General features: G+C 47.6%; 26 protein-coding genes. 3 read left to right on the plus strand and 23 right to left on the minus strand.

Going from position 1 to position 26,632, the window contains the following annotated elements; translation table 11 throughout:
- Positions 1 to 26: 26 nt before the first annotated feature.
- Together OOK74_RS11310 and OOK74_RS11315 are read right to left on the minus strand one after the other, a co-directional pair.
- Positions 27 to 1,484: a TrkH family potassium uptake protein gene (locus OOK74_RS11310; protein ID WP_274723415.1), complete on the minus strand. Its 1,458-nt coding sequence runs from the start codon at positions 1,482 to 1,484 to the stop codon at positions 27 to 29.
- 51 nt (positions 1,485 to 1,535) lie between these two features.
- Positions 1,536 to 2,159 (minus strand): YigZ family protein, encoded by a 624-nt coding sequence (locus OOK74_RS11315; protein WP_278182826.1) that lies wholly within the window; start codon positions 2,157 to 2,159, stop codon positions 1,536 to 1,538.
- A 204-nt stretch (positions 2,160 to 2,363) separates the two neighbouring features.
- On the opposite strand from OOK74_RS11315, the gene fadB reads away from it, so the two are divergent.
- Entirely contained in the window at positions 2,364 to 4,589 is a 2,226-nt protein-coding gene (gene fadB / locus OOK74_RS11320; RefSeq protein WP_278182827.1) for a fatty acid oxidation complex subunit alpha FadB, read from the plus strand.
- A 97-nt stretch (positions 4,590 to 4,686) separates the two neighbouring features.
- Complete coding sequence (fadA, locus tag OOK74_RS11325) at positions 4,687 to 5,850, plus strand: acetyl-CoA C-acyltransferase FadA (protein ID WP_274723418.1); 1,164 nt, start codon at positions 4,687 to 4,689, stop codon at positions 5,848 to 5,850.
- A 93-nt stretch (positions 5,851 to 5,943) separates the two neighbouring features.
- On the opposite strand, the gene punR is transcribed toward fadA, so the two are convergent.
- Positions 5,944 to 6,849, minus strand: coding sequence for a DNA-binding transcriptional activator PunR (gene punR / locus OOK74_RS11330; RefSeq protein WP_274723419.1), 906 nt, complete (start codon positions 6,847 to 6,849; stop codon positions 5,944 to 5,946).
- Positions 6,850 to 7,004: 155 nt separating this feature from the next.
- Between punR and punC the strand changes: the two genes are divergently transcribed.
- The gene (punC, locus tag OOK74_RS11335; protein ID WP_278182828.1) at positions 7,005 to 8,198 is read left to right on the plus strand and encodes a purine nucleoside transporter PunC; all 1,194 of its coding nucleotides are present in this window, start codon (positions 7,005 to 7,007) and stop codon (positions 8,196 to 8,198) included.
- A 163-nt stretch (positions 8,199 to 8,361) separates the two neighbouring features.
- On the opposite strand, the gene glmU is transcribed toward punC, so the two are convergent.
- The 20 genes from glmU to rpmH form a co-directional block, all read right to left on the minus strand.
- Positions 8,362 to 9,720 (minus strand): bifunctional UDP-N-acetylglucosamine diphosphorylase/glucosamine-1-phosphate N-acetyltransferase GlmU, encoded by a 1,359-nt coding sequence (gene glmU / locus OOK74_RS11340; RefSeq protein WP_166014013.1) that lies wholly within the window; start codon positions 9,718 to 9,720, stop codon positions 8,362 to 8,364.
- Positions 9,721 to 9,960: 240 nt separating this feature from the next.
- On the minus strand, positions 9,961 to 10,383 hold the full coding sequence (locus OOK74_RS11345; RefSeq protein WP_274723422.1) for a F0F1 ATP synthase subunit epsilon: 423 nt from the start codon (positions 10,381 to 10,383) through the stop codon (positions 9,961 to 9,963).
- 18 nt (positions 10,384 to 10,401) lie between these two features.
- A complete protein-coding gene (atpD, locus tag OOK74_RS11350; protein WP_166014011.1) occupies positions 10,402 to 11,805 on the minus strand; it encodes a F0F1 ATP synthase subunit beta in 1,404 nt (467 codons plus the stop codon).
- 34 nt (positions 11,806 to 11,839) lie between these two features.
- Complete coding sequence (atpG, locus tag OOK74_RS11355; protein WP_274723423.1) at positions 11,840 to 12,706, minus strand: F0F1 ATP synthase subunit gamma; 867 nt, start codon at positions 12,704 to 12,706, stop codon at positions 11,840 to 11,842.
- A 49-nt stretch (positions 12,707 to 12,755) separates the two neighbouring features.
- On the minus strand, positions 12,756 to 14,297 hold the full coding sequence (gene atpA, locus OOK74_RS11360; RefSeq protein WP_278182829.1) for a F0F1 ATP synthase subunit alpha: 1,542 nt from the start codon (positions 14,295 to 14,297) through the stop codon (positions 12,756 to 12,758).
- Positions 14,298 to 14,310: 13 nt separating this feature from the next.
- A complete protein-coding gene (gene atpH, locus OOK74_RS11365) occupies positions 14,311 to 14,844 on the minus strand; it encodes a F0F1 ATP synthase subunit delta (RefSeq protein WP_274723424.1) in 534 nt (177 codons plus the stop codon).
- 12 nt (positions 14,845 to 14,856) lie between these two features.
- Positions 14,857 to 15,327, minus strand: a complete 471-nt coding sequence (gene atpF, locus OOK74_RS11370; protein ID WP_166014007.1) for a F0F1 ATP synthase subunit B — start codon at positions 15,325 to 15,327, stop codon at positions 14,857 to 14,859.
- Positions 15,328 to 15,400: 73 nt separating this feature from the next.
- Entirely contained in the window at positions 15,401 to 15,658 is a 258-nt protein-coding gene (gene atpE / locus OOK74_RS11375; RefSeq protein ID WP_000450922.1) for a F0F1 ATP synthase subunit C, read from the minus strand.
- 39 nt (positions 15,659 to 15,697) lie between these two features.
- The gene (gene atpB, locus OOK74_RS11380) at positions 15,698 to 16,510 is read right to left on the minus strand and encodes a F0F1 ATP synthase subunit A (RefSeq protein WP_166014006.1); all 813 of its coding nucleotides are present in this window, start codon (positions 16,508 to 16,510) and stop codon (positions 15,698 to 15,700) included.
- Between the two features lie 8 nt (positions 16,511 to 16,518).
- Positions 16,519 to 16,908 (minus strand): F0F1 ATP synthase subunit I, encoded by a 390-nt coding sequence (locus OOK74_RS11385; protein ID WP_166014005.1) that lies wholly within the window; start codon positions 16,906 to 16,908, stop codon positions 16,519 to 16,521.
- A gap of 189 nt (positions 16,909 to 17,097) precedes the next feature.
- Positions 17,098 to 17,979: a ParB/RepB/Spo0J family partition protein gene (locus OOK74_RS11390; protein WP_277208266.1), complete on the minus strand. Its 882-nt coding sequence runs from the start codon at positions 17,977 to 17,979 to the stop codon at positions 17,098 to 17,100.
- A gap of 23 nt (positions 17,980 to 18,002) precedes the next feature.
- Positions 18,003 to 18,776: a ParA family protein gene (locus OOK74_RS11395; RefSeq protein WP_166014003.1), complete on the minus strand. Its 774-nt coding sequence runs from the start codon at positions 18,774 to 18,776 to the stop codon at positions 18,003 to 18,005.
- Positions 18,777 to 18,790: 14 nt separating this feature from the next.
- Complete coding sequence (gene rsmG / locus OOK74_RS11400) at positions 18,791 to 19,423, minus strand: 16S rRNA (guanine(527)-N(7))-methyltransferase RsmG (RefSeq protein WP_278182830.1); 633 nt, start codon at positions 19,421 to 19,423, stop codon at positions 18,791 to 18,793.
- Entirely contained in the window at positions 19,423 to 21,318 is a 1,896-nt protein-coding gene (gene mnmG, locus OOK74_RS11405) for a tRNA uridine-5-carboxymethylaminomethyl(34) synthesis enzyme MnmG (RefSeq protein WP_278182831.1), read from the minus strand. The genes rsmG and mnmG overlap by 1 nt, the downstream gene beginning before the upstream one ends.
- A 483-nt stretch (positions 21,319 to 21,801) precedes the next feature.
- Positions 21,802 to 22,236 carry an FMN-binding protein MioC gene (mioC, locus tag OOK74_RS11410; RefSeq protein WP_278182832.1) on the minus strand — a complete coding sequence of 145 codons (435 nt, stop codon included), beginning with the start codon at positions 22,234 to 22,236 and terminating at the stop codon, positions 21,802 to 21,804.
- Positions 22,237 to 22,245: 9 nt separating this feature from the next.
- Positions 22,246 to 23,607 (minus strand): tRNA uridine-5-carboxymethylaminomethyl(34) synthesis GTPase MnmE, encoded by a 1,362-nt coding sequence (gene mnmE / locus OOK74_RS11415; RefSeq protein ID WP_277207637.1) that lies wholly within the window; start codon positions 23,605 to 23,607, stop codon positions 22,246 to 22,248.
- A gap of 93 nt (positions 23,608 to 23,700) precedes the next feature.
- Positions 23,701 to 25,326 carry a membrane protein insertase YidC gene (gene yidC, locus OOK74_RS11420; protein ID WP_277207635.1) on the minus strand — a complete coding sequence of 542 codons (1,626 nt, stop codon included), beginning with the start codon at positions 25,324 to 25,326 and terminating at the stop codon, positions 23,701 to 23,703.
- A gap of 2 nt (positions 25,327 to 25,328) precedes the next feature.
- Positions 25,329 to 25,586 carry a membrane protein insertion efficiency factor YidD gene (gene yidD / locus OOK74_RS11425; RefSeq protein WP_166013997.1) on the minus strand — a complete coding sequence of 86 codons (258 nt, stop codon included), beginning with the start codon at positions 25,584 to 25,586 and terminating at the stop codon, positions 25,329 to 25,331.
- Complete coding sequence (gene rnpA / locus OOK74_RS11430; RefSeq protein ID WP_240911933.1) at positions 25,553 to 25,876, minus strand: ribonuclease P protein component; 324 nt, start codon at positions 25,874 to 25,876, stop codon at positions 25,553 to 25,555. The genes yidD and rnpA overlap by 34 nt, the downstream gene beginning before the upstream one ends.
- 45 nt (positions 25,877 to 25,921) lie before the next feature.
- On the minus strand, positions 25,922 to 26,059 hold the full coding sequence (gene rpmH / locus OOK74_RS11435) for a 50S ribosomal protein L34 (RefSeq protein ID WP_166013995.1): 138 nt from the start codon (positions 26,057 to 26,059) through the stop codon (positions 25,922 to 25,924).
- Between the last annotated feature and the right edge of the window lie 573 nt (positions 26,060 to 26,632).

The following is a 26,632-nucleotide window of genomic DNA, read 5'->3' on the forward strand; positions in this document are numbered from 1 at the left end:
CTAAGCTGCTGCTATTATAGTTATGATTAGTTACGCCAGAATGTGGGGGTGAACAAAATCAATAACGTGAAAATCTCTAGCCGACCAAACAGCATAGAAACAATCAAAATCCACTTAGCGTGGTCATTGATATCAGCAAAGTGTACTGCAACTTCACCAAGACCGGGGCCCAAGTTATTCAGCGTAGCCGCTACTGCGGAAAACGCGCTCAATTCATCCATTCCGGTCGCAATCAAGGCCAGCATGCACACCACAAACACTAAGGCATAGGCCGAAAAAAATCCCCACACCGCATCAACCACGCGCTGTGAAAGTGCTAGACCACCTAATTTGATGGAGTAGATGGCTCGCGGATGCACCAAGCGTTTCATCTCCCGCGCTCCTTGCAAGGTGAGTAGCAGTATCCTAATCACTTTCATACCGCCTCCCGTCGAGCCGGCACAACCACCAATAAAAGCCGAGAAGAGCAGCAGCACTGGCAAGAACAGCGGCCAATCCGCAAATCCGGTGGTGGTAAATCCGGCCGTAGTCGAGATGGATACCGTTTGGAACAGTGCTTGGTCAAAAGCTTGATAGAAACTATCATAGGTATGGTGTTTAAACAGAATCAAAAAACAAACCATAAACAGTAAGATTTGAATCACCATAAAAGCGCGAAACTCAGGATCACGCCAGTAGTATTTAGGATGTACGCCACCGGTCGCAAACGCTGCATAGTGCAGGGTAAAGTTACATGATGATATAAGCAAAAACACCACAGTGATCAGGTTAATCGCGTAGCTGTCAAAATAGCCCATGCTGGCATCATGCGTTGAAAAGCCACCGATCGCGATGGTGGAGAAACTATGGCAAATGGCATCAAACAAGGTCATGCCGGCCATCCAAAATGCGCCAGCACATGCAATAGTCAGGCTTAAATAGATATACCACAGCGCTTTGGCCGTTTCAGCAATGCGCGGGGTCACTTTGGTGTCTTTAACTGGGCCTGGAATTTCGGCACGATACAGCTGCATGCCACCAATCCCTAAGACTGGCAAAATCGCCACCGCCAGTACAATAATCCCCATACCACCAAACCATTGCAAAAATTGGCGATAGAACAAAATCGCTTTGGGGAGTTCATCTAACCCAACAATGACAGTAGCGCCGGTGGTAGTTAAAGCCGAAAACGACTCAAAAAAAGCATCCGTCACCGAAACACCCGGATTATCAGACAGCAGAAACGGTAATGAACCCGCACTACCGATAACCGTCCAGAACAGGACGACAATCAAAAAACCGTCACGCGCTTTCAGTTCATGTTTATGACGTCGATTAGGAAACCAAAATAGTGCGCCACACAACAACAACACAAAAAAGGTCGAGACAAATGGCACGCCGGCACCATCGCGATAAATTAACGCCACCAGCGCGGGTGCCAGCATCGAGATACTAAACAGGGCGAGCAAAAGCCCAACAATACGAATAATTGAACGAAACTGCATGACGGCGGCGATATTCCGATTTAGGGTATTTAAAGCCCAGTGATGGGCAGATTAATCATTATCTAAGTGTTCAATAATAACCTTAGCGCTGCTTTTATTGATCACCGCCTGACAAAAAGCGGCGACTTGTAACACTTCTAGCTCGACCACCCAATGTACCTGTTGGCCATAATCGCCAGCGATCTGTTGCGCAGAGAACTCCATCAACAGCGCCTGCATCAGTGGGATCATCGGGTAGTCTAACGTCAGACTTAATTGGGTGGTGATTTTTTTCTCAATGGTTTGTAGTTGTTTCAGCGCTTGCTGCACCCCGCCACCATAAGCTTTCACCAATCCACCCGTGCCCAGTAAAACACCGCCATAATAACGGGTCACTACCGCACAGATTTCACCGATATGAGAACCGGTCAGTTGAGCCAGCATCGGTTTGCCTGCGGTACCGGAGGGCTCACCATCATCACTAAATCCCCATAACATCGAGTTTTCAGGGCGCCCTGCCACAAAAGCCCAACAATGATGACGAGCTCCAGTATGGAGTTGCTTAATCTGCTCAATAAAAGCTTTTGCACTGTGGCTATCTGGCGTATGGGCTAACGTAGTGACAAACAAGCTCTTCTTAATCTCTTCTTCATATTGAACCGAAGCGATGGGAATATGGTAAGGATCGAGCTTCATAACTTAGCGCCTCAACAAAAACTGGCTGAGTGTAACACAGGCTTGCCACAAGCTCGAATTAGCCCTCGCCACTTGTTAACCGATTGTGTGCAATCCGTGTTGAATTTGACCGATATCGTGTCCAAACTTAGGTCACCCGTCAAATCTGCATATTCAAATATCATCGTTGTTTCAATCACTGATTGCATGTCACGGAGATAGACCATGATTTACCAAGCAAAAAATCTACAGGTAAAACCACTGGCGAATGGCCTTGCCGAGCTGTGCTTTTGCGCTCCAGCTTCAGTCAACAAACTGGATCGGCACACCATTCAATCTCTTGATGCGGCACTCGATGCGTTGGCCGCAGATCCCAGCATCAAAGGTCTAATCTTAAGCTCTGATAAGCCAGCTTTTATCGTCGGGGCGGACATTGGCGAATTTCTCAGTATGTTTGCTAAGCCAGAAAGCGAGTTAGACCAATGGTTGCAGTTTGCCAATAGCATTTTTAACAAACTGGAAGACTTACCGTTCCCAACCATCGCGGTATTAAAAGGTCACGCGCTTGGTGGTGGCTGTGAGTGTGTGCTCGCCACTGATTTTCGGATTGGCGATCACACTACCAACATCGGCTTACCGGAAACCAAACTCGGCATCATGCCTGGATTTGGTGGTTCGGTTCGCTTGCCTCGTTTACTGGGTGCAGACACGGCATTAGACATCATTACTCAAGGAAAAACCTGCCCAGCTAAGCAAGCGTTACAACTCGGATTGTTGGATGCGCTGGTTGAGAGTGACCAACTGATCGCTAGTGCGATTGCGATATTAACTCAAGCGCTCAGCGGGAAATTGGACTGGCAACAGCGCCGCCAACAAAAAATCGCGCCACTCACCCTGAGTAAACTCGAAGCACTAATGTGTTTTACCACCGCCAAAGGAATGGTCGCTCAGGTCGCTGGCCAACATTACCCCGCTCCGCTGACGGCCATCAATGCGATTGAACAAGCAGCAAGTTTATCGCGGCAAGCCGCGCTCGACATCGAGCGTAAGCACTTTATCCAGCTCGCAAAATCGAGCCAAGCCGAAGCGCTGGTCGGCATTTTTCTTAATGATCAATATATTAAAGGGATCGCCAAACAATCCAGCACCGCGGCTAGCCAACCAACCCACCATGCTGCCGTCATCGGTGCAGGTATAATGGGGGGAGGGATTGCCTATCAGTCAGCCTTTAGCGGCGTGCCCGTTTTTATTAAAGACCTAGCTCCAACCCGTTTAAAACAAGCAATGACTGAAGCGGCCAAATTACTGAATAAACAGTTAGCACATGGCAAGCTAGACAGTTTCAAAGTCACGCAAATTCTCACTGAAATTACCCCATCGTTACACTATGCCGGCATTGAACAAGCAGACGTGGTCATTGAAGCAGTAGTAGAAAATCCCCAAGTCAAGGCGGCGCTGCTCAGTGAGGTCGAAACTTACCTCAAACACAACGCTATTTTGGCCTCTAACACCTCGACTATTCCGATTAACTGGCTGGCCAAATCATTGCAGCGGCCGGATAACTTTTGCGGTATGCACTTTTTTAATCCAGTACACCGCATGCCGTTAGTCGAAATCATTCGAGGTGAGCACACCTCACCAGATACGATCCACCGTATGGTGGCTTATGCCACAAAAATGGGGAAATCACCGATCGTGGTCAATGATGGACCGGGATTTTTCGTTAATCGCGTGCTATTTGCATACTTGGCGGGCTTTAGCCTGCTGATGCGCGATGGCGCAAGTTTTACTGCCATCGACCACGTCATGGAACAACAATTTGGCTGGCCAATGGGGCCGGCCTATCTACTCGACGTAATTGGGATTGACACCGCCCATCATGCACAAGGCGTGATGGCACAAGGCTTGCCAGCTCGAATGGCCAAACAAGATCCTGATGTGATTGACGCTTTGTACCAAGCACAGCGATTAGGCCAGAAGAGTGGCTGCGGCTTCTATCACTATCCGGCCGATGATAAAGGTAAACCGACAAAAACTTTCGATGCTGATGTACTTACCATTCTGGCTTCAGTGTGCGGTGCGGCACAGCACTTTGATCCACCAACCATCATTGAACGCACCATGATCCCGATGATTAATGAAGTGGTGATATGCCTTGAGCAAGAGATTATTGCCTCAGCGGCGGAAGCCGATATGGCATTAGTTTACGGACTCGGCTTCCCAGCTTTTCGGGGTGGCGTATTGCGTTATCTCGATCAGTTCGGCATCGCCAATTATGTCACCATGGCCCAGCAATACGCGCACCTTGGTCCGCTCTATCATGTGTCAGCACGACTCAATATCATGGCCAAACAGGGGGAAACTTTCTATCACTCATCGCCAATCGGCACGCTATCTATACCCAAACCACTTGGCATTGCAGGTAGTCGGCAAGTGAGTGAGTCCCCATGAGCGTAGGCAAACGATGTGATTAGGGTGAACGAACGTCGCCAACACTGCTGCAGCTTCAAGTAGGAAGGGTATATCGGTTTAGAACAGGAGTAACACCATGAATACGGTCGTGATTGTTGATTGTTTGCGAACTCCGATGGGGCGCTCTAAAGGTGGCGCGTTTCGCCACCAACGCGCCGAAGATCTCAGTGCCCATTTAATGCAAGGAATTCTGGCGCGTAACCCATCGGTTAACCCTATAGAAATCGAAGATATTTATTGGGGCTGTGTTCAGCAAACCCTTGAACAAGGCTTCAATGTGGCACGTAATGCCGCACTGCTCGCTGGATTACCGATTGAAATTGGCGCGGTGACCGTAAATCGTTTATGTGGCTCATCAATGCAAGCGCTGCACGATGCGGCACGGGCAATTATGGTGGGTGATGCCGAAATTTGTTTAGTCGGTGGCGTCGAACATATGGGACATCTGCCGATGACTCACGGGGTAAACTTCCACCCAGCGATCGGTAAACGCATTGCAAAAGCCGCTGCCATGATGGGATTAACCGCCGAACTACTCGGTAAGTTGCATGGTATCAGCCGTGAGCAGCAAGATCAGTTTGCGGCACGCTCACATGCGCGCGCTTACGCGGCCAGCATTGCTGGGCACTTTGACCACGAAATCTTACCGACCCAAGGGCACACTAGCGATGGAACGCTGTTTATGCTCGACCACGATGAGGTGATCCGCTCAGATACCACGTTGGCAAAATTAGCCGCACTTAAACCCGTATTCGATCCCGCCGCTGGCACCGTTACCGCGGGAAGTAGCTCGGCACTTTCTGATGGAGCAGCCTGTTTGTTGATCATGAGTGAGCAAAAAGCCCACGCGCTCGGCTTAACCATTCGCGCCCGGATTAAAGCCATGGCGATAGCCGGTTGCGATCCCTCGATCATGGGTTATGGTCCTGTCCCTGCCACCCATAAAGCCCTCAAGCGGGCCGGCTTAACCATGCAACAGATTGAGGTGGTTGAGCTCAACGAAGCTTTTGCAGCTCAGGCTCTACCTTGCATCCATGATTTGGATTTGCTCGCAGATCTGGATCAAAAGGTCAATCTCAATGGAGGGGCGATCGCGCTTGGCCATCCACTGGGGTGCTCGGGTGCTCGCATCACCACCACCTTGATCAATCTCATGGAAGCCCAAAAGGCTAAATATGGCCTTGCAACTATGTGTATTGGTTTAGGTCAAGGGATCGCGACCATTTTTGAGCGTCCATAAGTCAATGCTGAATCTCACTCACGCGAGCGCTTGGTGGCCAGTTGGTGTAGAGGCTGGCCACCAAGCACTCAATACTCGATAGAGCCAGCGCTATTATTGAGCTTGTAGCCAATCGCGATACAGTTGCTCACTACAACCCAAATAATTCACCATCCACTCAATCAATTTATGATGCTCATCTTTGCGCCAGACCAAACAGCAGTGGCTCAATTGTGCCGGCTCGGGCAACACATGCTCAACCAACTCACCACTCGCCAACAGTGGCTGAGCCATATGCCTTGGCATATAGCCGACTCCCAAGCCATTTTTTAAACTTTCGGTTGCGCTATGCCAATTAGGCAACAGTAAACGTCGCTGCTTAGGATAGTGCTCAGTATGCCGTTTAGGTAACACACTTGAGGTATCGTCGAGACAGATCGCCAAAAACTGGCTAATAAATTCTTGACTAAAATTTTGCTGTTGCACACAAGGATGCTGTGGGGACATCACAAATGCCCAATCGAGTATACCCATATCACGTACTTCAAAATCTCCGCCGACCGGCACTGCGGCCGTTGCACCAATCACAATATCGGCACGCCCCTGTGCAATCGCTTCCCACGAGCCATTAAACACTTCCATGTTGATCTGCAACTCGGCAAAGTCAAAGGTTTGGTAAAAAGCTTCCACCATTGGCTTCATCTTATCCAGCTTGACCACATTATCGAGTGTCACTTTCAAGGTCTTACGCCAACCATGCGCAGCCCGTTTGGTTTGTGCTCGGATATCTTCCATCTGGCGCAGCAATTGTCTTGCTTCAAGCATAAATAACTCACCCGCAGGGGTCAGCTCCACTTTACGCGGCAAGCGGCGAAACAGCATCACACCAAGTTCACGCTCAATTTGGCGTACGCTATAACTGATGGCTGACGGCACTTTGTGCAGCACTTCTGCCGCAGCAGTAAAACTGCCTAAGCGTGCTACCACATCCAGCAGCTCTAAAGAGGATTTAGAAAACATCACTCACCTATCTATCAAATTTTTTGCATGATAACCGAAAAAATTGCCGTTTCTCTTCATGGTCAGACAAAAATAGAATGTAAGCACAGCAAAATCCTAGCTCAGGCGAATGGATCTTGAAAAATTTATGTGTGAATAGTTTTGATGGATAAAAAATGAACGTCTCCTTCTGGCAATTAGTGTATCTCGCCGCGCTGTCGATGCTCGGTTTTATCGCTACCGATATGTATTTACCCGCGTTTAAAGTGATGGAAGTTGCGCTAAGCACTGGCCCTGAGCAAATTGCGCTCTCTTTAACCGTGTTTTTGGTCGGAATGGCATTAGGCCAACTGATGTGGGGATTGGCCAGTGATAAATTTGGCCATCGTAATACATTATTGGCCGGTCTGTTGTTGTTTACGCTTGCCTCTACAGGTCTCGCATTCAGCACCTCGGTGTGGCAACTATTACTGCTGCGTTTTATCCAAGCGATTGGAGTGTGCGCCCCGGCGGTGATCTGGCAAGCGATGGTGATCAAGCGCTATTCAAGCTCGGTGAGCCAACAAGTGTTTGCCACGATTATGCCGTTAGTGGCGCTCTCTCCTGCTCTCGCGCCACAACTTGGCGTACTGCTTAGCGATCACTTGGGTTGGCCGAGTATTTTTTTCAGCTTAGCCTTAATGGGTATGGTGTTGATGGTCAGCACTAGCTTGCAAACCAATCAAGTTACTGAACCGAAAACCACTTCGATCGCCCAAGATATTAAAGGCTTACTGCACAGCAAAGCCTATCTTGGCAATGTAATGATGTTTGCTTGTGCTTCCGCGGCCTTTTTCGCTTATCTAACTGGCATGCCAGAAATTATGACCCAGCTTGGTTATCAAGCGCGTGATATTGGCCTAAGCTTCATTCCACAAACCATCGCCTTTATGGCGGGGGGCTACTTAGGTAAAAAAGCGGTTAACCAATATGGTGATGGCTTGGTACTCAAACTACTGATGGCTTTGTTTACCCTCTCCGCGGCGATGATTTTGGTTGCATCACAATGGCAACTCAGCTCTATTTGGCCAATTTTGGCACCCTTTTGTTTGATTGCCGTCGCCAACGGTGCGCTGTATCCGATCGTAGTTAACCGTGCTCTTTCCAGTGCCAAACACAGCCCTGCTACCGCAGCAGGCTTACAAAATAGCTTACAGATCAGTATCAGCAGTTTAGCCAGTGCGTTAGTGGCAGCGCTGGCGAGTCAAGCGCAACCCGTCACTGGAATGGCGATTGTACTATGTACGGCGGGATTATGGTTCGGTTATAAAATGGCTCATGGCGAGCCGACTGGATCATTTACGGCGGAGAACCATGTGAGTCACCACTAATCCCTCTCCCTATAGCCATCGTGTGTGACTTTACCTGCTGGTGGGGATAACAATGGTGAAAAAGAGCTAGAGCCGCATTTGCGGCTCTAGCTTTATGGTGCATCCCATTCGCTGATCAAGCGAAACACTATTTTTCAGTGAAAGAGTATTTTTCAGTGAGAGACTATTTTTTCAGTGGACGCTGCCAATCGGCAATTTTACGCTCAGCAGCACGAGTGATGACCAATTCACCCTCGGCCACATTTTTGGTTAGGGTAGTACCCGCACCAATAGTTGCCCCATGACCAATGGTGACTGGTGCAATCAATTGGCTATCGGAGCCAACAAACACATTATCACCAATCACCGTTTTATGTTTGTTCACACCGTCGTAGTTACAGGTGATCACGCCGGCACCAACATTTACCCCAGTACCAATCTCAGCATCACCAAGATAGCTCAGGTGATTGGCTTTGGAACCTTCCCCAAGGCGGGCATTTTTCATTTCAACAAAGTTGCCCACATGCGCATTATTGCGCAGCTCAGCACCCGGGCGCAGACGAGTAAAAGGCCCAACTGTACAATCTTCGCCGACCGTAGCGCCTTCAATCACACTGTATGGGCGGATCACAGTGTTATCGTCAATCTCACAATCTTTCAGCACTGAACCTGCGCCAATCAGCACGTTATTACCGATCGAAACATTGCCCTCGATAATCACATTGACATCAATTTCAACATCATAGCCACATTGCAAGGTACCGCGTAGATCAAAACGGGCCGGATCACGCAGCATCACCCCTTGTTCGAGCAGTTTTTTTGCTTGGCGCGCTTGGAACGCACGCTCGAGACGAGCTAACTGGATACGATCATTGACCCCTTCCACTTCAATCGAATGAGCTGGATTAACTGCTTCCACTGCCCGACCTTCACTATGCGCGGCCGCAATCACGTCAGTGAGATAGTATTCACCCTGGGCATTATTATTGTTCAAACCAGCCAACCAACGTTTTAAATCACGCCCGGTCGCCACCAATACCCCGGTATTGACTTCTTTGATCAATTTTTGCTCTTCGCTGGCATCTTTTTGCTCAACAATCGCCACCACGGGGCCACGTTTACGCACGATACGTCCATAACCGGTTGGGTCATCCAGCACCACGGTCAGCAGCGCAATACCATCATTCGGTTGTGCTTCGAGTAAACTTTCTATAGTTTCTTCAGAAATCAGTGGTACATCGCCGTACAGGATCAGAATTTTTTCATCATCGTGAAAATGGGCCGACGCTTGATCAACCGCGTGGCCGGTGCCCAATTGCTGTGCTTGCAAAACCCAGTTCACGTTTTCACTAGCCAAGGCTTGCTGCATCTGGTCACCAGCGTGGCCATACACTAAATGGATATTTTGCGCACCGAGGTTATTACATGCATCAATCACATGTTTAACCATGGGTTTACCCGCTAAGGTATGCAGCACCTTCGGCATATTCGAATGCATACGCGTTCCTTTGCCTGCTGCGAGAATTACCGTACTGAATTTCATGTGTCGTTTACCTAGTACCTAATTATTGTTCTGCGTTGTATTTTAAACAGCAAATCGAAAATAGTTAATTGGTGGCTATCTCGAAAATAAGAAGAGTGATCATTTTTATTCAGCAGTGCCTATATAAATGATTAATCACTCAATAACTCGATAGCAACCGGTTGTTATGGGTGAGGTATGATTTAATCGCAACAAAAAAGCCTGACATCCGTCAGGCTTTTGATCAGCTTATCTGCATGATTAACGACGCTTTTTGGTCAATTCAATCACACGAAGCTGCGCGATGGCTTTAGCCAGTTCACTGGCCGCTTGTGCAAAGTCCATATCGCCATGCTGGTTAAGAATTCGCTCTTCCGCACGACGTTTGGCTTCTTCAGCCTTAGCTGCGTCTAGGTCTTCTCCACGAATTGCCGTGTCAGCCAACACAGTTGCTGTGCCTGGCTGAACTTCAACAATACCACCCGAGACATAAATGTACTCTTCGTGGCCGTGCAGTTTCACAATACGCACCATTCCAGGCGTGATAGCGGTCAGCAGCGGTGCATGGCCGTGGAAAATACCCAGCTCACCTTCGCTACCGGTCACCTGAAACGTTTCCACTAAGCCAGAGAACAATTTTTTCTCTGCGCTTACCACGTCCAGATGAAAGGTTATTGCTGCCATATCGCCTCCTAGTCAGCCTTATAGCTTCTTCGCATTCTCAATCGCATCGTCGATAGTACCGCAGTACATAAACGCTTGCTCTGGAATGTCATCGTAGTCACCCGCCAGCAACCCTTTGAAACCACGTAAGGTTTCTTTTAGGGATACATACATACCCGGTGCACCGGTGAAGACTTCTGCTACGTGATAAGGCTGAGTTAAGAAACGCTCAATCTTACGCGCACGAGCAACAACTTGCTTGTCCGCTTCAGACAGTTCGTCCATACCCAGAATCGCGATGATGTCTTTCAGCTCTTTATAACGCTGCAGAGTGGCTTGCACGCCACGCGCTACATCGTAGTGCTCTTGACCAACCACTAATGGATCTAATTGACGTGAAGTCGAATCCAATGGGTCGATCGCTGGGTATAGACCCATAGCAGCGATGTTACGGTTCAGAACTACGGTTGCATCTAAGTGCGCAAACGTGGTGGCCGGTGATGGATCAGTCAAGTCATCCGCAGGTACGTATACCGCTTGTACTGACGTGATCGAACCTTTATTGGTTGAAGTGATACGTTCTTGCAGCACACCCATCTCTTCCGCCAGCGTTGGCTGATAACCAACCGCTGAAGGCATACGGCCAAGCAGAGCCGAAACTTCGGTTCCCGCTAGGGTATAACGGTAGATGTTGTCAATAAACAGCAGTACGTCACGACCTTCATCACGGAAGCGTTCTGCCATGGTCAAACCGGTCAACGCCACGCGTAGACGGTTGCCTGGTGGCTCGTTCATCTGACCATACACCATCGCTACTTTTGACAGCTCTGGTTGTTCAATGTTAACTACACCGGCTTCCTGCATTTCATGGTAGAAGTCGTTACCCTCACGAGTACGCTCACCAACCCCTGCAAATACCGACAAACCAGAGTGTTGCAGTGCGATGTTGTTGATAAGCTCCATCATGTTAACGGTTTTACCAACACCCGCACCACCAAACAGACCAATTTTACCGCCTTTCGCAAACGGACAGATCAGGTCGATAACCTTAACCCCAGTTTCCAAAAGTTCGGTAGCACTTGACTGCTCTTCATAACTTGGCGCTGGACGGTGAATTGAATACACCTCTTCTGCACCAATCTCTCCACGTTCGTCAATCGCATCACCAAGCACGTTCATGATACGACCTAGGGTTTTAGTACCTACTGGTACTGAAATTGGAGCGCCAGTGTTTTGTACTGTCATTCCACGACGTAAACCATCCGAGCTACCCATCACGATAGCGCGAATCACGCCACCGCCTAATTGCTGTTGAACTTCCAGAACCAGACGTTCGTTGGAATCCACAACATTCAGAGCATCATAAACACTAGGTACTTCGCTCTGTGGGAACTCTACGTCGACTACTGCACCGATGATCTGTACGATCTTACCTGTAGCCATCGTTAATCCTCTAAACTGTTAGTTTTACCTAAGCTTAAACCGCAGCCGCGCCGCCTACGATTTCCGTCAATTCTTGTGTAATCGCCGCCTGACGGGCTTTGTTATACACAAGTTGTAAATCATCAATCAGGTTGCTCGCGTTATCGGTAGCAGCTTTCATTGCCACCATTCGGGCTGCTTGCTCACACGCTAGATTTTCTACTACCCCTTGATAAACCTGAGACTCAATAAAGCGCAGTAACAGCGCATCTAATAGAGGCTTAGGTTCTGGTTCGTAGATGTAATCCCACATGTGATCGCGCTGCATCTCTGCGCTGTCCGATTTTGGCAAAGGTAGCAATTGATCGATCTTGGGTTGTTGCACCATGGTGTTCACAAACTGATTGAACACCAGATAAAGGCGATCTAATTCCCCTTTATCGTATTTCTTCAGCATCACGCCGACCGAACCAATCAGATCTTCCAAACTTGGGCTATCGCCTAAGCCAGAAACCTGTGCAGCGACTTTAGCGCCACTATTGTTGAAAAAGGCGGTCGCTTTTGAGCCGATAATCGCTAGCTCAATCTCAGCACCCTTTTCTTTCCAGTCTTGCATACTAGTGATGGCTTTTTTGAATAAGTTAATATTCAAGCCACCACACAAGCCACGATCTGTCGAAATAATGATGTAACCCACTCGCTTCGCTTCACGCTCTTCTAGATATGGATGACGATACTCTAGACTTGCGCTGGCGACATGACCGATCACTTTACGTATCGTTTGCGCATAGGGGCGTGATGACTCCATGGCGTCCTGTGAACGACGCATTTTTGAAGCAGCCACCATCTCCATCGCTTTGGTAATCTTCTGAGTGCTTTTTACACTCCCGATTTTAGTACGTATCTCTTTTGCGCCGGCCATCGTTACTCTCCATTAGTTGGTGGCAGTGGTAACACTGCCACCGACCTCATTACCAAGTTTGGGTTGCTTTGAAATCGTCAACCAGTTTCTTTAACTGAGCTTCGATGTCGTCGTTATAAGCACCTGTCTTGTCAATTTGCGCTGCCAATTCAGCGTAATGAGCACGAGCATACGATAGTAGAGCCGCTTCGAAATCGAGCACTTTATTCAGCTCAACATCGGTGAGATAGCCACGTTCAGCGGCAAAGATCACCAGCGCCTGATCAAACACAGACATTGGCGCGTACTGTTTCTGCTTCATCAGTTCAGTCACTTTCTGACCATGAGTCAGCTGACGCTTGGTCGCTTCATCCAAATCAGAAGAGAACTGAGCAAATGCCGCAAGTTCGCGATAAGCCGCCAGAGCAGTACGAATACCACCAGACAGTTTCTTAATGATCTTAGTTTGCGCAGCACCACCCACCCGCGAAACAGAGATACCAGGGTCAACCGCTGGACGTACGCCCGAGTTGAATAGCTCAGTTTGCAGGAAGATCTGACCATCGGTAATCGAAATTACGTTGGTTGGTACGAAAGCCGATACGTCACCCGCTTGAGTTTCGATAATCGGTAGCGCTGTCAGCGAACCGGTCTTACCTTTCACTTCGCCATTGGTGAAACGCTCTACATAAGCTTCGTTAACACGAGCAGCACGCTCAAGTAGACGAGAGTGGAGGTAGAATACGTCGCCAGGGAAAGCTTCGCGGCCTGGTGGACGACGCAGCAACAGTGAAATTTGACGGTAAGCGACCGCTTGTTTAGACAGGTCATCGTAGACAATCAGTGCATCTTCACCGCGATCGCGGAAGTATTCACCCATCGCACAACCTGAGTAAGGTGCGAGGTATTGCAGTGCCGCTGATTCTGACGCTGAAGCCACCACTACAATGGTGTTTTTCAGTGCGCCGTGCTCTTCCAGTTTACGCACCACGTTGGCAATGGTTGATGCTTTCTGGCCGATCGCGACATAGATTGAGTAAATACCCGAATCTTTCTGGTTGATGATCGCATCAATCGCCAACGCGGTTTTACCGGTTTGACGGTCACCGATGATCAGCTCACGCTGGCCACGGCCGATTGGGATCATCGAGTCGACGGATTTATAACCAGTCTGTACTGGTTGATCGACCGACTTACGATCGATAACACCCGGTGCGATCACTTCCACTGGTGAAGTCAAGCTGGCACCGAGTGGGCCTTTACCGTCAATCGGTTCACCAAGGGTGTTCACGACTCGACCGAGCAGTTCTGGACCGACTGGCACTTCCAAAATACGGCCAGTACCCGTGACTTTCATACCTTCACGCAGGTCAGCGTATGGCCCCATCACCACCGCACCAACCGAATCACGTTCAAGGTTAAGTGCCAGTGCATAACGGTTGCCTGGTAATTCAATCATTTCGCCTTGCATAACATCCGCAAGGCCGTGAATACGAATAATACCATCGCTAACTGACACGATAGTACCTTCGTTACGCGCTTCACTCACAACGTGGAAAGATTCAATACGTTGTTTGATCAGATCGCTAATTTCCGTGGAATTAAGTTGCATGCTCCAATCCCCATCAAGACTGCAATGCATCGCTCAGACGCTTCAAACGTCCGCGTGCTGAGTTATCGATGACTAAGTCTCCGGCTCGAATAATAACTCCGCCAAGCAGAGTCTCATCTACACTGCAATTCAGCTGAACTTTGCGCTCTAAACGCTGCTCAAGCTTGCTGCCAATATCTGAACGCTGTTGTTCACTGAGTTCGGTGGCGGAAATCACATCCACATCCACTTGTTTCTCATGTTCCTGCTTTAGCACCAAAAAATGCTCATAAAGCGCAGGAATCGCCAACAGACGTCCATTTTCTGCCATTACCTTAATCAGGTTTTGACCATGGTCATCAAGCTGTTCGCCACAAACTGCAATAAACATCTCCGCCAACTTGGTGGCCGATCCGGAACTGGTTAACAGTTCATGCATTTGTGCGTTTTTTGCGACTTCAGCGGCGAAAGCCAGCATCTGATCCCAATGGCTCAGCTGCTGTTTTTCCACCGCAAAATCAAAGGCTGCTTTAGCGTAGGGGCGTGCGATTGTAATCAAATCAGACATGAGCCCCCTCCATTAAAGTTTTGCAGTAATGTTGTCGAGAATATCTTGGTGCGCCTCTTTATCGATGGCACGTTCAAGAATTTTCTCCGCACCAGCAATTGCCAGAGTTGCAACCTGCTTACGCAGCTCATCACGAGCACGGTTACGCTCAGCTTCAATCTCTGCTTCAGCTTGAGTAAGGATTTTCTGGCGTTCAGCCTGAGCTTCCCCACGAGCTTCATCAATAATTTGTGCTTTACGCTTATTCGCTTGCTCAATGAGCTCAGTTGCTGTGCGTTTTGCTTCTTTTAACTGATCAGAAGCATTGGCTTGTGCTAGATCTAGATCTTTCTTTGCTCGCTCAGCGGCTTGCAAACCATCAGCAATTTTCTTCTGACGATCTTCAATCGCTTTGATGATCGGTGGCCAGACATATTTCATGCAGAACCAGACAAACATACCAAAGGCAAGAGCTTGACCTAGCAGAGTTGCGTTCATATTCACAACAGCTACCCCCTAAAATGGACTTAGTGTTAATCAACGACAAATCGAAACGATTTATCAAGGCAAGGCTTGATTAACCAGCTAGCTGACCAACAAATGGGTTTGCGAATGTGAATAGCAGAGCAATTACGATACCGATCATTGGAACCGCGTCCAGCAGACCTGCGATGATAAACATCTTAACTTGCAGCATCGGAGCCATTTCAGGTTGACGCGCAGCGCCTTCCAAAAACTTTCCGCCCAATACAGCAAAGCCAATCGCAGTACCAACCGCACATAGACCAACAATAATAGCTACAGCGATTGCAGAGAAGCTCAATACAGTTTCCATCTAATTTCTCCAAAGATTCAATGGGTATTACAATTTCAATTAATGATCGTTATCTTCATGAGCCATCGACATGTACACGATGGTCAACATCATAAATACAAACGATTGGATCAAAATAACCAAGATATGGAAGATAGCCCAAGGTAGGGATCCCATCCATTGCAAGTACCATGGCAGCATAGCTGCACAAAGAATAAACACCACTTCACCGGCAAACATGTTACCAAACAGACGCATACCAAGTGATAGAGGCTTCGCTAGTAGCGAAACAACTTCAATCAGTAAGTTGAATGGGATCATGATCCAGTGATTAAACGGATGTAGTGCTAACTCTTTTGCAAACCCGCCCAAGCCTTTTACTTTGATGCTGTAGTAAATCATCAAAGCAAATACGCCTAGAGCCATAGCCATAGTGATATTCACATCAGCAGAAGGTACCACTTTTAGGTAAGGGATACCAAGCCAATGCTCTGCAGGGTAAGGTAAGAAATCGATGGGTACTAAGTCCATCAAGTTCATTAAAAATACCCAACAAAAGATAGTCAGTGCCAAAGGCGCTATCAGTGGATTGCGACCATGGAAAGTATCTTTGACGTTTTTATCAACGAACTCTACCACCATCTCAACCGCACACTGCAGCTTACCCGGAACACCCGTTGTCGCTTTTCTGGCTACTGCACGAAATATTCCAAGGAATATCAGTCCAGTCAAAACAGAGAAGAACAGGCTATCAATGTGTACATTCCAGAAACTCGACTCTTCCGCCACTAACCCAAACTTATAGGTTGAAAGGTTAGTTAGGTGGTGAGTGATATAACTGGAAGATGTGAGCGCTTCACCTGGCGCAGCCATAACTCATCCTATTTTTTGTTGTTAATGAATAGCACTGGCGCACAGATATTAATCCCTAGAGCCAGCAAATAGGTTAGCTTCAGTGGAACAAGTTCCAACTGCATATACACGTAGACAACCGAAAACAGCACTATGGTGATCAAAATTTTCAGCGCTTCGCCGGTATAAAACGAAATGGCGACCATTTTTAACGCTCGCGCTCCTGCAAACAGAAAAGCACAATACGCAAAAACGGCATTGGCAACGACAAAAATACCGCCACCCACTAACGCAGAAAGCCCCCAAGCACCATTAACAACCACTGCAAATACGATTGCCATAACCATAACTGCACTTAACTGGATCAACAACAATCGCTTTGCAAGCTCTCGTCCTTGCCTTGCTAGCACAGCTACCATGTATTCTTACCTCAAGTAATTCCCCCAGTTCAAACGACCTCTAGAACTGAGAAATCGGCGAAAATTATACGGCTGCAGTAACTGCCAGCAATCAACACACCGCCAACAGTTACAATTATGCATACAATCCGACAACTTTCACGTAAACAACGGGGTTTTGCATAATTGATAACTATCAATTATCTCAACTTAATTCTGTAGCTTACTAATTAGTAACTGCAATTGATGAGGTTCATCAAAACTGATTGTCACTTTAGATTTACCGTTCACAGATCTCACTATAGAGACTTTTGCGGCTAATTTCTTACTTAAATTTTGTGACAATTGTTGTATTTCTAAATCCTCTACGCCATTTTTTACGACAACAGGATCCGCTAAACATTTTTTGACCAGTTGTTCAGTTTGACGAACACTCAACTGTTTCTTTGCCACCGCGTGGGCAATTTCACCTTGTTGATCGCCACTGAGCATCAGTAGCGCACGGGCATGACCCATTTCCAATTGCTTGCTGGCCAACAACTGCTTGACCTCATCACTTAACTGATTCAAGCGCAGTAAATTGGTGACGGTAGTGCGAGATTTACCAATCACTTCAGCCACTTGTTGATGAGTCAAACTAAACTCATGCTGTAAACGCTCTAAAGCTTGCGCCTCTTCCATCACATTCAGATCTTCGCGCTGAATATTTTCAATCAAAGCCATTGCGATCGCGGCGCGATCATCAACTTGTTTAATCAAACAAGGTACTTGTTTTAACCCTGCCTGCTTAGCCGCACGCCAACGTCGTTCACCAGCAATAATTTCATAGCCACCAGAGACCAATTGACGCACCACGATCGGTTGAATGATCCCTTGCGATTGAATCGAGGCGGCTAACTCTTCCAGCGCTTGTGGGGAAAGATCTTTACGCGGTTGGTAGACACCGGGTTGCAAATTAGCCACAGAGAGATCGGCCAACTCACCTTCATTCGACATTGACTGGCTGATTGAAGCTGTGTGCTGCTTTTCCCGCGCCAATGAGCTGGTAGCCAGTAGTGCATCCAACCCTTTTCCTAAACCACGTTTCGTCATCCAAACCGATTCCTATTGTTGTGTTATGCGGGCACTTCTTCACGACGTAACATTTCACCTGCCAAAGCCAGATAAGCTTTGGCCCCCGCCGATTGCTTATCATAATACATCGCCGGTTTGCCATGGCTTGGCGCTTCAGCCAAACGAACGTTACGTGGAATAACCGTACGATAGACTTTGCTACCAAAGTGCTTTTTCAGTTGATCGGAGACTTCATTGGCGAGTCGATTACGCGGGTCGTACATAGTACGCAAGATACCTTCAATTTTGAGGTTATCGTTCACTACCGCGGCGAGTTTGCTGATGGTATCCATTAACGCGGTTAAGCCTTCCAGAGCGAAATACTCACACTGCATAGGAACCAGCACCGAATCAGCGGCTGCCATTGCGTTAATTGTAAGGAGGTTTAAAGACGGCGGACAATCAATAAAGATGAAATCATAGTTATCACGCACTGCAGAAAGTGCATTTTTTAAGCGTACCTCGCGGGCGAACACTTCCATCAACTTGATTTCAGCGGCAGTCACATCACCATTGGCGGCAATCAAATCATAATGGCCGGTGGTTTTATGACACACCACTTGCTCAAAAGGGGCATCTTCGACTAACAGCTCATAGGCCGTGGATTCAACTTGATACTTATCAACCCCGCTGGCCATCGTGGCATTGCCTTGTGGATCAAGATCCACCACCAATACTTTGCGTTTGGTGGCTGCCATTGACGCCGCTAGATTGATACACGTTGTCGTTTTCCCTACTCCGCCTTTTTGATTGGCGATTGCTACGATTTTACCCACGGTATGCCTCGCTATTATTCCTTGCGCGCTAAGATTACAAGATGACGCTCACCTTCTAACTCAGGAACTTGCAAAGCTTTGATATCGATCACACAACACCACTCGGGAAGCTGGGTAATTTCATCATCCGGCCGCACGCCTTTCAACGCCAGAAACAAACCACCACCCGATTTAGGTAAATGTTGACACCAATTAACCATATCGGTCATCGAGGCAAAGGCTCGACTTAATACTCCATCAAAGCCTTGCTCAGGATCAAACTCTTCGACTCGACTCTGCACTGGCAGCACATTACTGATCTTTAACTCATGGATCACCTGTTTGAGAAAACGGATCCGTTTACCCAGGCTATCCAGCAACACAAATTGTTTATCCGGATGCATGATCGCCAGTGGGATCCCTGGCAATCCAGGGCCGGTACCCACGTCAATAAAACGCTCACCAACCAGATGTGGACTGACCACCAAACTATCGAGAATGTGTTTGACCAACATTTCAATCGGATCGCGAACTGAGGTCAGATTATAAGCTTTATTCCATTTATCAAGCAGTTGTACATAACCAACCAACTGTTCGCGCTGCTGTTCTGTCACCAATAAATCGGTTTGGGCGATCAAAGCATCGAGTTTGATTCGTAATTGATTCATTACGCCGCGTCTCCCTTTTTCAGTAGACCATGCTTTTTCAGGTGTACCAATAAAATCGAAATCGCTGCAGGCGTAATACCGGAGATCCGCGAAGCAATGCCGATGGTCTCCGGTTTAGCCGTATTGAGTTTGAGCACCACTTCGTTCGATAACCCTTTCACTTGCTGGTAATCCAAATCGACGGGCAATTTAGTGTGTTCATGGCGCTGTGATTTTTCAATCTCATCCTGCTGACGCTGGATGTAACCCTCATATTTGACTTGAATTTCAACCTGTTCTGCCGCTTCAGCATCTTGCAACGCAGGACCAAAAGCGGCCAGCGTGGTGAGCAGATCATAATTCATCTCAGGGCGGCGCAATAAATCTTCACCACTGGCTTCACGTGAGATTGGGGTTTTCAATAGTGCGTTAAGCTGTTCAACGCCGACCGAAGTGGGATTGATCCAAGTTTGTTGTAAACGTTGACGTTCTTGGGCCATCTGTTCAACTTTTTGGTTAAAACGCGCCCAACGTTGATCATCGACCAAGCCTAACTCACGGGCTTTTTCGGTCAAACGCAGATCGGCGTTATCTTCACGCAGCAGCAAACGATATTCGGCACGCGAAGTGAACATGCGGTACGGCTCTTTAGTGCCAATGGTCGAGAGGTCGTCAATCAATACCCCCATATAAGCTTGATCACGACGTGGGCTCCAGCCCTCTTTGTCTTGACTGTACAAACTGGCATTCAGACCAGCCATTAAGCCTTGCGCGGCCGCTTCTTCATAACCTGTGGTGCCATTGATTTGCCCCGCAAAGAACAAACCATGAATAAATTTGCTTTCATAGGTCTGTTTCAAATCACGTGGGTCAAAGAAATCGTATTCAATTGCATAACCCGGACGCACAATGTGTGCGTTCTCAAACCCTTTCATTGAACGGACAATTTGCACTTGTACATCAAAGGGTAAGCTGGTGGAAATCCCATTTGGGTACAACTCAGTGGTGCTTAACCCTTCAGGCTCGATAAAGATCTGGTGACTGTTTTTATCGGCAAAACGCATCACTTTATCTTCAATTGACGGACAGTAACGTGGTCCGATCCCTTCAATGATCCCAGCATACATTGGGCTACGATCAAGGTTGGCACGGATCACATCATGGGTGCGTTCATTGGTATAGGTGATATAACAAGGGATTTGCCGTGGGTGCTGCTCACGTTGGCCGATAAAGGAAAATACCGGCGTTGGGTTATCACCGTGTTGCGCCTCTAACACAGAAAAGTCGACACTGTTGGCATCAATTCGTGGTGGGGTGCCCGTTTTTAAACGATCGATCCGCAATGGAAGTTCGCGCAAACGATGTGCCAAAGTGATCGAGGCAGGATCCCCGGCTCGACCTCCAGCATAATTTTCAAGACCAATGTGGATCTTACCACCTAAGAAAGTTCCAACGGTTAATACCACCGCTTTGGCATGGAACTTAAGACCCATTTGCGTCACTACGCCGCGGATATGATCTTGTTCAACGATCACATCATCCACCGCTTGTTGGAATAGGGTGAGATTCGGGGTGTTTTCTAACACATTACGTACATACGCTTTATAAAGTGCGCGATCTGCTTGTGCGCGTGTTGCGCGTACTGCGGGACCTTTAGAAGCGTTTAAGGTACGAAATTGAATACCTGCGTGATCGATGGCTTGTGCCATCAAACCACCCATCGCATCGACTTCTTTGACTAAATGTCCTTTGCCGATCCCGCCGATCGCTGGATTACAGGACATTTGGCCTAAAGTATCAATATTATGGGTCAGCAATAATGTACGTTGTCCTGTACGTGCTGCAGCGAGAGCGGCTTCCGTTCCTGCGTGACCGCCACCAACGACGATGACATCAAATGTTTCGTGATAAAGCATGAACGACCTCAGGTATTCATTGTAACTAGGGTTAGCAAAAGAGACGTATTCTAACCTCTTTCGTGTGGCTAGAAAATCGCTTTCCCATTTTTTCCAATCCTGATTGCTAATTAATATATATAAAGATCTTTATAGAGATCTTTTTATTAGATCTATTATTAAGCAAGAGGATCTTTGTGGATAAGTGAAAAATGATCAACAAGATCATTCGGATTGAGAGGATCATATCGTGTGATCAAGCATTGATCTACTCAAGGATTAGCTGGGATCAAAATGCTTGGTTATACACAGTGCCTTGGGGGTGATTAAGTTGTTATATGGATAACTATAGGAAGATCACCGGATAATAATAGATTTATCCACAATTGTTTTGGATGAAATATCAGCAATTCAACCATTTTTAGATTGAGCTGTTATCCACAGAGCATCAATAGCAGCTAAAAAAAGAGCGGCTTTCGCCGCTCATGATCGAATATTGATGGTTTAAAAACGATTGATCACCCGCTTGAGCCAAGCCTCAGCAGCATCTTCTGGTACTGAGTGCTGTTGAATATCGATACTAAAGTAGTTGGCTAGGGGCTTCGCGCCAATGTCACTCAGTAGTTGGTAAGCATGTTTACCGGCAGCACAGAAGGTATCATAGCTGGAGTCACCAATCGCTACCACGGCATAGCGCAGGGCAGCGGTATTAGGTGGGGTATCCTGCAATGCTTGAATAAATGGCTGAATGTTATCGGGGTATGCCCCGGCACCATGAGTTGAGGTGATCAGCAGCCAAGTGCCTGTGGTAGGGATATTATTCAAGCTTGGCTGATTATGAATTTGCGTTTCAAATCCCTGTTGCTGTAGAAGATCGCTGAGGTGGTCCCCTACATATTCCGCACCACCGAGGGTGCTACCGGTAATGATATGAATCATAGCGTTACTCTATTTACCAATACAGAATGATGAAAAAATACGCCCCAATAGATCATCAGAACTGAACTCACCGGTAATCTCATTGAGGTGCTGTTGGGTGATTCGTAGCTCTTCAGCCAGTATCTCACCCGCCATAAAGCCTTCTAATTGCTGTTGGCCAATCTCTAAATGCTCAGCGGCGCGTTCGAGAGCATCCAGATGGCGACGACGAGCCATAAAGCCGCCTTCTTGGTTACCCGCAAAACCCATGCACTGTTTGAGGTGTTCGCGTAGCGCATCCACGCCCTGACCGGTTTTGGCGGATAGACGGATCAAGGTCGGTTGATTGACATGGCAGATCCCAAGTGGTTCACCGGTTTGATCGGCTTTATTACGGATCACGGTGATGCCAATATTCTCCGGTAGCTTATCGACAAACTCAGGCCAAATATCTTCGGGAGTACTGGCTTGTGTGGTAGTGCCATCGACCATAAACAGTACGCGATCAGCTTGTTGGATTTCTTGCCAGGCACGTTCAATACCAATCTTTTCTACCGCATCCGCCGCATCGCGGAGTCCAGCCGTGTCGATAATGTGCAGCGGCATTCCATCAATATGGATATGTTCACGCAGAACATCGCGGGTGGTTCCGGCAATATCAGTGACGATAGCGGATTCCTTACCTGACAGCGCGTTGAGTAGGCTGGATTTACCGGCATTCGGGCGACCGGCAATCACCACCTTCATGCCTTCGCGCATAATCGCCCCTTGATTTGCTTCACGACGAACAGCTGCCAAGTTATCGATGATGGTTTGTAGATCGGCGGAAACTTTACCATCGGCGAGAAAATCGATCTCTTCCTCAGGGAAGTCGATAGCGGCTTCAACATAAATTCGTAAGTGGATCAGTGATTCAACCAGTTTATGGATCCGTTTGGAAAACTCTCCTTGTAGCGATTGCAGCGCGGATTTTGCGGCTTGCTCTGAGCTGGCATCAATCAAGTCGGCAATTGCTTCGGCTTGGGTTAAATCCAGTTTATCGTTAAGGAAAGCGCGCTCGGAGAATTCTCCTGGTCGGGCTGGACGCACCCCATTAATCTGCAAAATCCGTCGGATCAGCATATCCATCACCACTGGGCCGCCATGACCTTGCAGTTCCAATACATCTTCACCAGTGAACGAATGAGGGTTTGGGAAAAAGAGTGCGATGCCCTGATCGAGTTGTTGGCCATGCTGATCAATAAATGGTAAGTATTCGGCGTAACGCGGGCGCAGGGTGCGCCCAGTTACGGTTTGTGCTACGTGGGCTGCCAGTGGGCCTGATACTCGAATAATGCCGACCCCACCACGGCCAGGGGCCGTAGCTTGCGCGACAATGGTATCTGTTGTCATAGTGTTACCTAAACCGGAGTGAATTAGCGTTATTGTAATCAGCGCTCAACAAAAAGGCGACCTTTTGGCCGCCTCTTTATTAGTTAATCAAACTTACTTGGTGTGTAAGCCTTTCTTCTCCAACGCTTTATAAATCAGCGTTTGCTGGATCAGCGTTACGATGTTGGATACCAGCCAGTACAGTACCAGACCTGATGGGAACCACAGGAAGAAGAAGGTGAACATCACAGGCATGAAGGTCATGATCTTCTGCTGCATTGGGTCGGTGATCGTGGTTGGGCTCATTTTTTGGATCACGAACATACTTGCACCCATCAGCAGTGGCAAGATGTAGTAAGGATCTTGCGCTGATAAGTCATGAATCCAGCCAAAGAAAGGTGAATGGCGCAGCTCAACCGATTCCATTAATGCCCAGTATAGCGCGATGAAAATCGGCATTTGTAGAAGGATAGGTAGGCAGCCACCGAGTGGGTTAACCTTCTCTTTCTTGTACAGCTCCATCATCTCTTGGCTCATGCGTTGGCGATCATCACCAATTCGCTCACGCATCGCTTGCAGTTTAGGTTGCAGCATACGCATTTTGGCCATCGAAGTGTATTGGGCTTTGGTCAGTGGGTACATCGCACCACGCACAATAAAGGTGAGACAGATAATCGCCACGCCCCAGTTGCTGACAAAGCTTTGGATCACCGACAGTAACCAGTGCAGTGGTTTGGCAATAAACCACAGCCAACCGTAGTCAACCACTAAGTCTAAGTTAGGCGCAACGGCGGCCATTTGGTCTTGTAGCTTTGGACCCACCCATAGACTGGCTTTAAACTCAACCTGCTCACCATCGGCAATGGTTTTGTTTGGTGTGCGGATCCCCATGTCGCCTAAATTATTAATCACGCGTGAATAGAGTTGAGCTTGTGGCTCATCACGTGGGATCCAAGCGGCAGCAAAGTAGTGCTGGATCATCGCGACCCAGTTAACCGAGACATTATTCGGTGCGCTCAGATTGCGATCTTTCATATCGTCAAAGCTGTATTTCTTATAACGCACATCGCTGGTCGAGTAGGCACCACCACGGTAAGTTGGCATCGCTAAGTTACCACCAGAATCAAGCAGATTTTGGCGCAAATGAGCATACATACCTAAACTGGCAGGGTTACCAGAGTGGTTTGCGACATCAAACACCACATCCACCGCATAACTGCCACGCTTAAGGATGAAGGTTTTGGTGTAATCAATACCATTGGCTTGGTAAGTCATTGGAATGCGTAGCTCATCTTGACCTTCGGCCAAGGTAAAGCTATCGGCACTGATTTGGTAAGCAGGGCGGTTATTGCTGGTGACATCAATCCCTTGCGGGCCAACTAAACCACTCTGTGCTACAAACTGATGCCCTTGGCCGCTTTCTAGCAGCACAAAATATTCAGGTTCATCAAGCTCTTGAGTATATTTATTCAACTGTGCATTGACGATATCGCCGCCAAGCGTATCAATAGACAGAGTTAGTACGTCATTGGTCACGGTAATGATCTTTGCCTGTGCCGCGACATTCTGGTTAGGCGCTGGATCTAACTCATCTGAATATGAAGGAGCAGAAGCTGCGCCAGTGGATTGAGCCTGCTGTGTCGCTTGTGGTAGCGGGTTCTTCTCTGCTTGCCATTGTTGGAATAGCAGGAAAGAAACTAACGCCAGAGCGATTAACAAGATATTACGTTGAGAATCCATCGTTATTTATCTCTGTCTTGTTTTTGAACTGGAGGAACGGGGTCAAAACCCCCTTCATGCAAAGGGTGGCATTTTAATAGACGTTGAGTGGATAACCAACATCCTTTTATAAAACCGTGAGCTCGCAACGCTTCTATCGCATAGGTAGAGCAAGTCGGAGTGAATCGACAGCGTGGGCCGATAAGAGGGCTAATGAACCACTGGTAGAGTTTTACAATACCAATGGCTAACCACGAGAAGGGCGAGAGAGGCGTTGCCATAGTTTATCAAGCAAATTAAACAGTTGTTCATTGCTCAAATCTTGCGCGCTCTTTTTCGCAATGACAACAAAATCTTTATTAGGTAGCTGATTTTGATGTAAACGAAAGCTTTCCCGACATATCCGTTTGAATCGGTTACGGCCTACAGCAGTTTTAATCTGCTTTTTCGGAACCGCAAGTCCCAAACGTGGATGAGCAAGAGAATTAGTGCGAGCGATAATCGTGAGATGAGGTGAACCAGCACTGTGAGCTTGCTGGAAGACTGTTTGATAATGTTCGGGAGTTAACAGACGTAACTCCCGATTGAATGCGTACGTACTCAAAATAATTCGGAATTATTTTGACAGGCGCTTACGGCCTTTTGCACGACGTGCATTCAGAACTTTACGACCGTTCGCAGTCGCCATGCGAGCACGGAAACCGTGATTACGCTTGCGCTTCAGAACTGAAGGTTGAAAAGTGCGTTTAGACATGTTGTTACCTTTACTGATCAGTAGTTTTAGGTTCTTAGTTAACCCGGCGTGGGCATTTAGGTCTTCACTGAAGACGCCGACGCCTCTCAACAAAGAGGCGGAATTGTAATCACTGTCACAAAAGCTGTCAATGATTGGCTTTCCCCAGTCTGAACTGACGCTATAAGCGAATTCATTCTGGTTGCCGCTTTATTTGCGGTCGGCCGATTATACGGACAAACGGTAAAATCTCAAGGATCCTTAACGGATCCAAATGTAATAAAGCGATTTAGGGTTCAGTTCACGCAATATAATAGAGGCAGAATTTCGCGATCAAACCAATAAATAGTCAGTTATTAACAACAATCGAACAGGAATAGAAAAGTGGGGATAACTCGTTAGGATCCTAAGCAATGTGGATCATTATGTGAGTAGTGCGAGTAAAATGTGTGAGGATCTCACCGATTTACCCGAAAACAATGTGAATAACTTAGATCTTATTCACTGGATCATCGATCCAGCGCTGGCGATCTGAGTTATCAACAGGTAGAATCTACCCTCTTTACCGATCGTTGATTTTTGAGTGAGGGAATC

The sequence above is a fragment of the Vibrio misgurnus genome, assembly GCF_029635775.1.
In the GTDB taxonomy this organism is placed as follows: Bacteria; Pseudomonadota; Gammaproteobacteria; order Enterobacterales; family Vibrionaceae; genus Vibrio; species Vibrio chanodichtyis.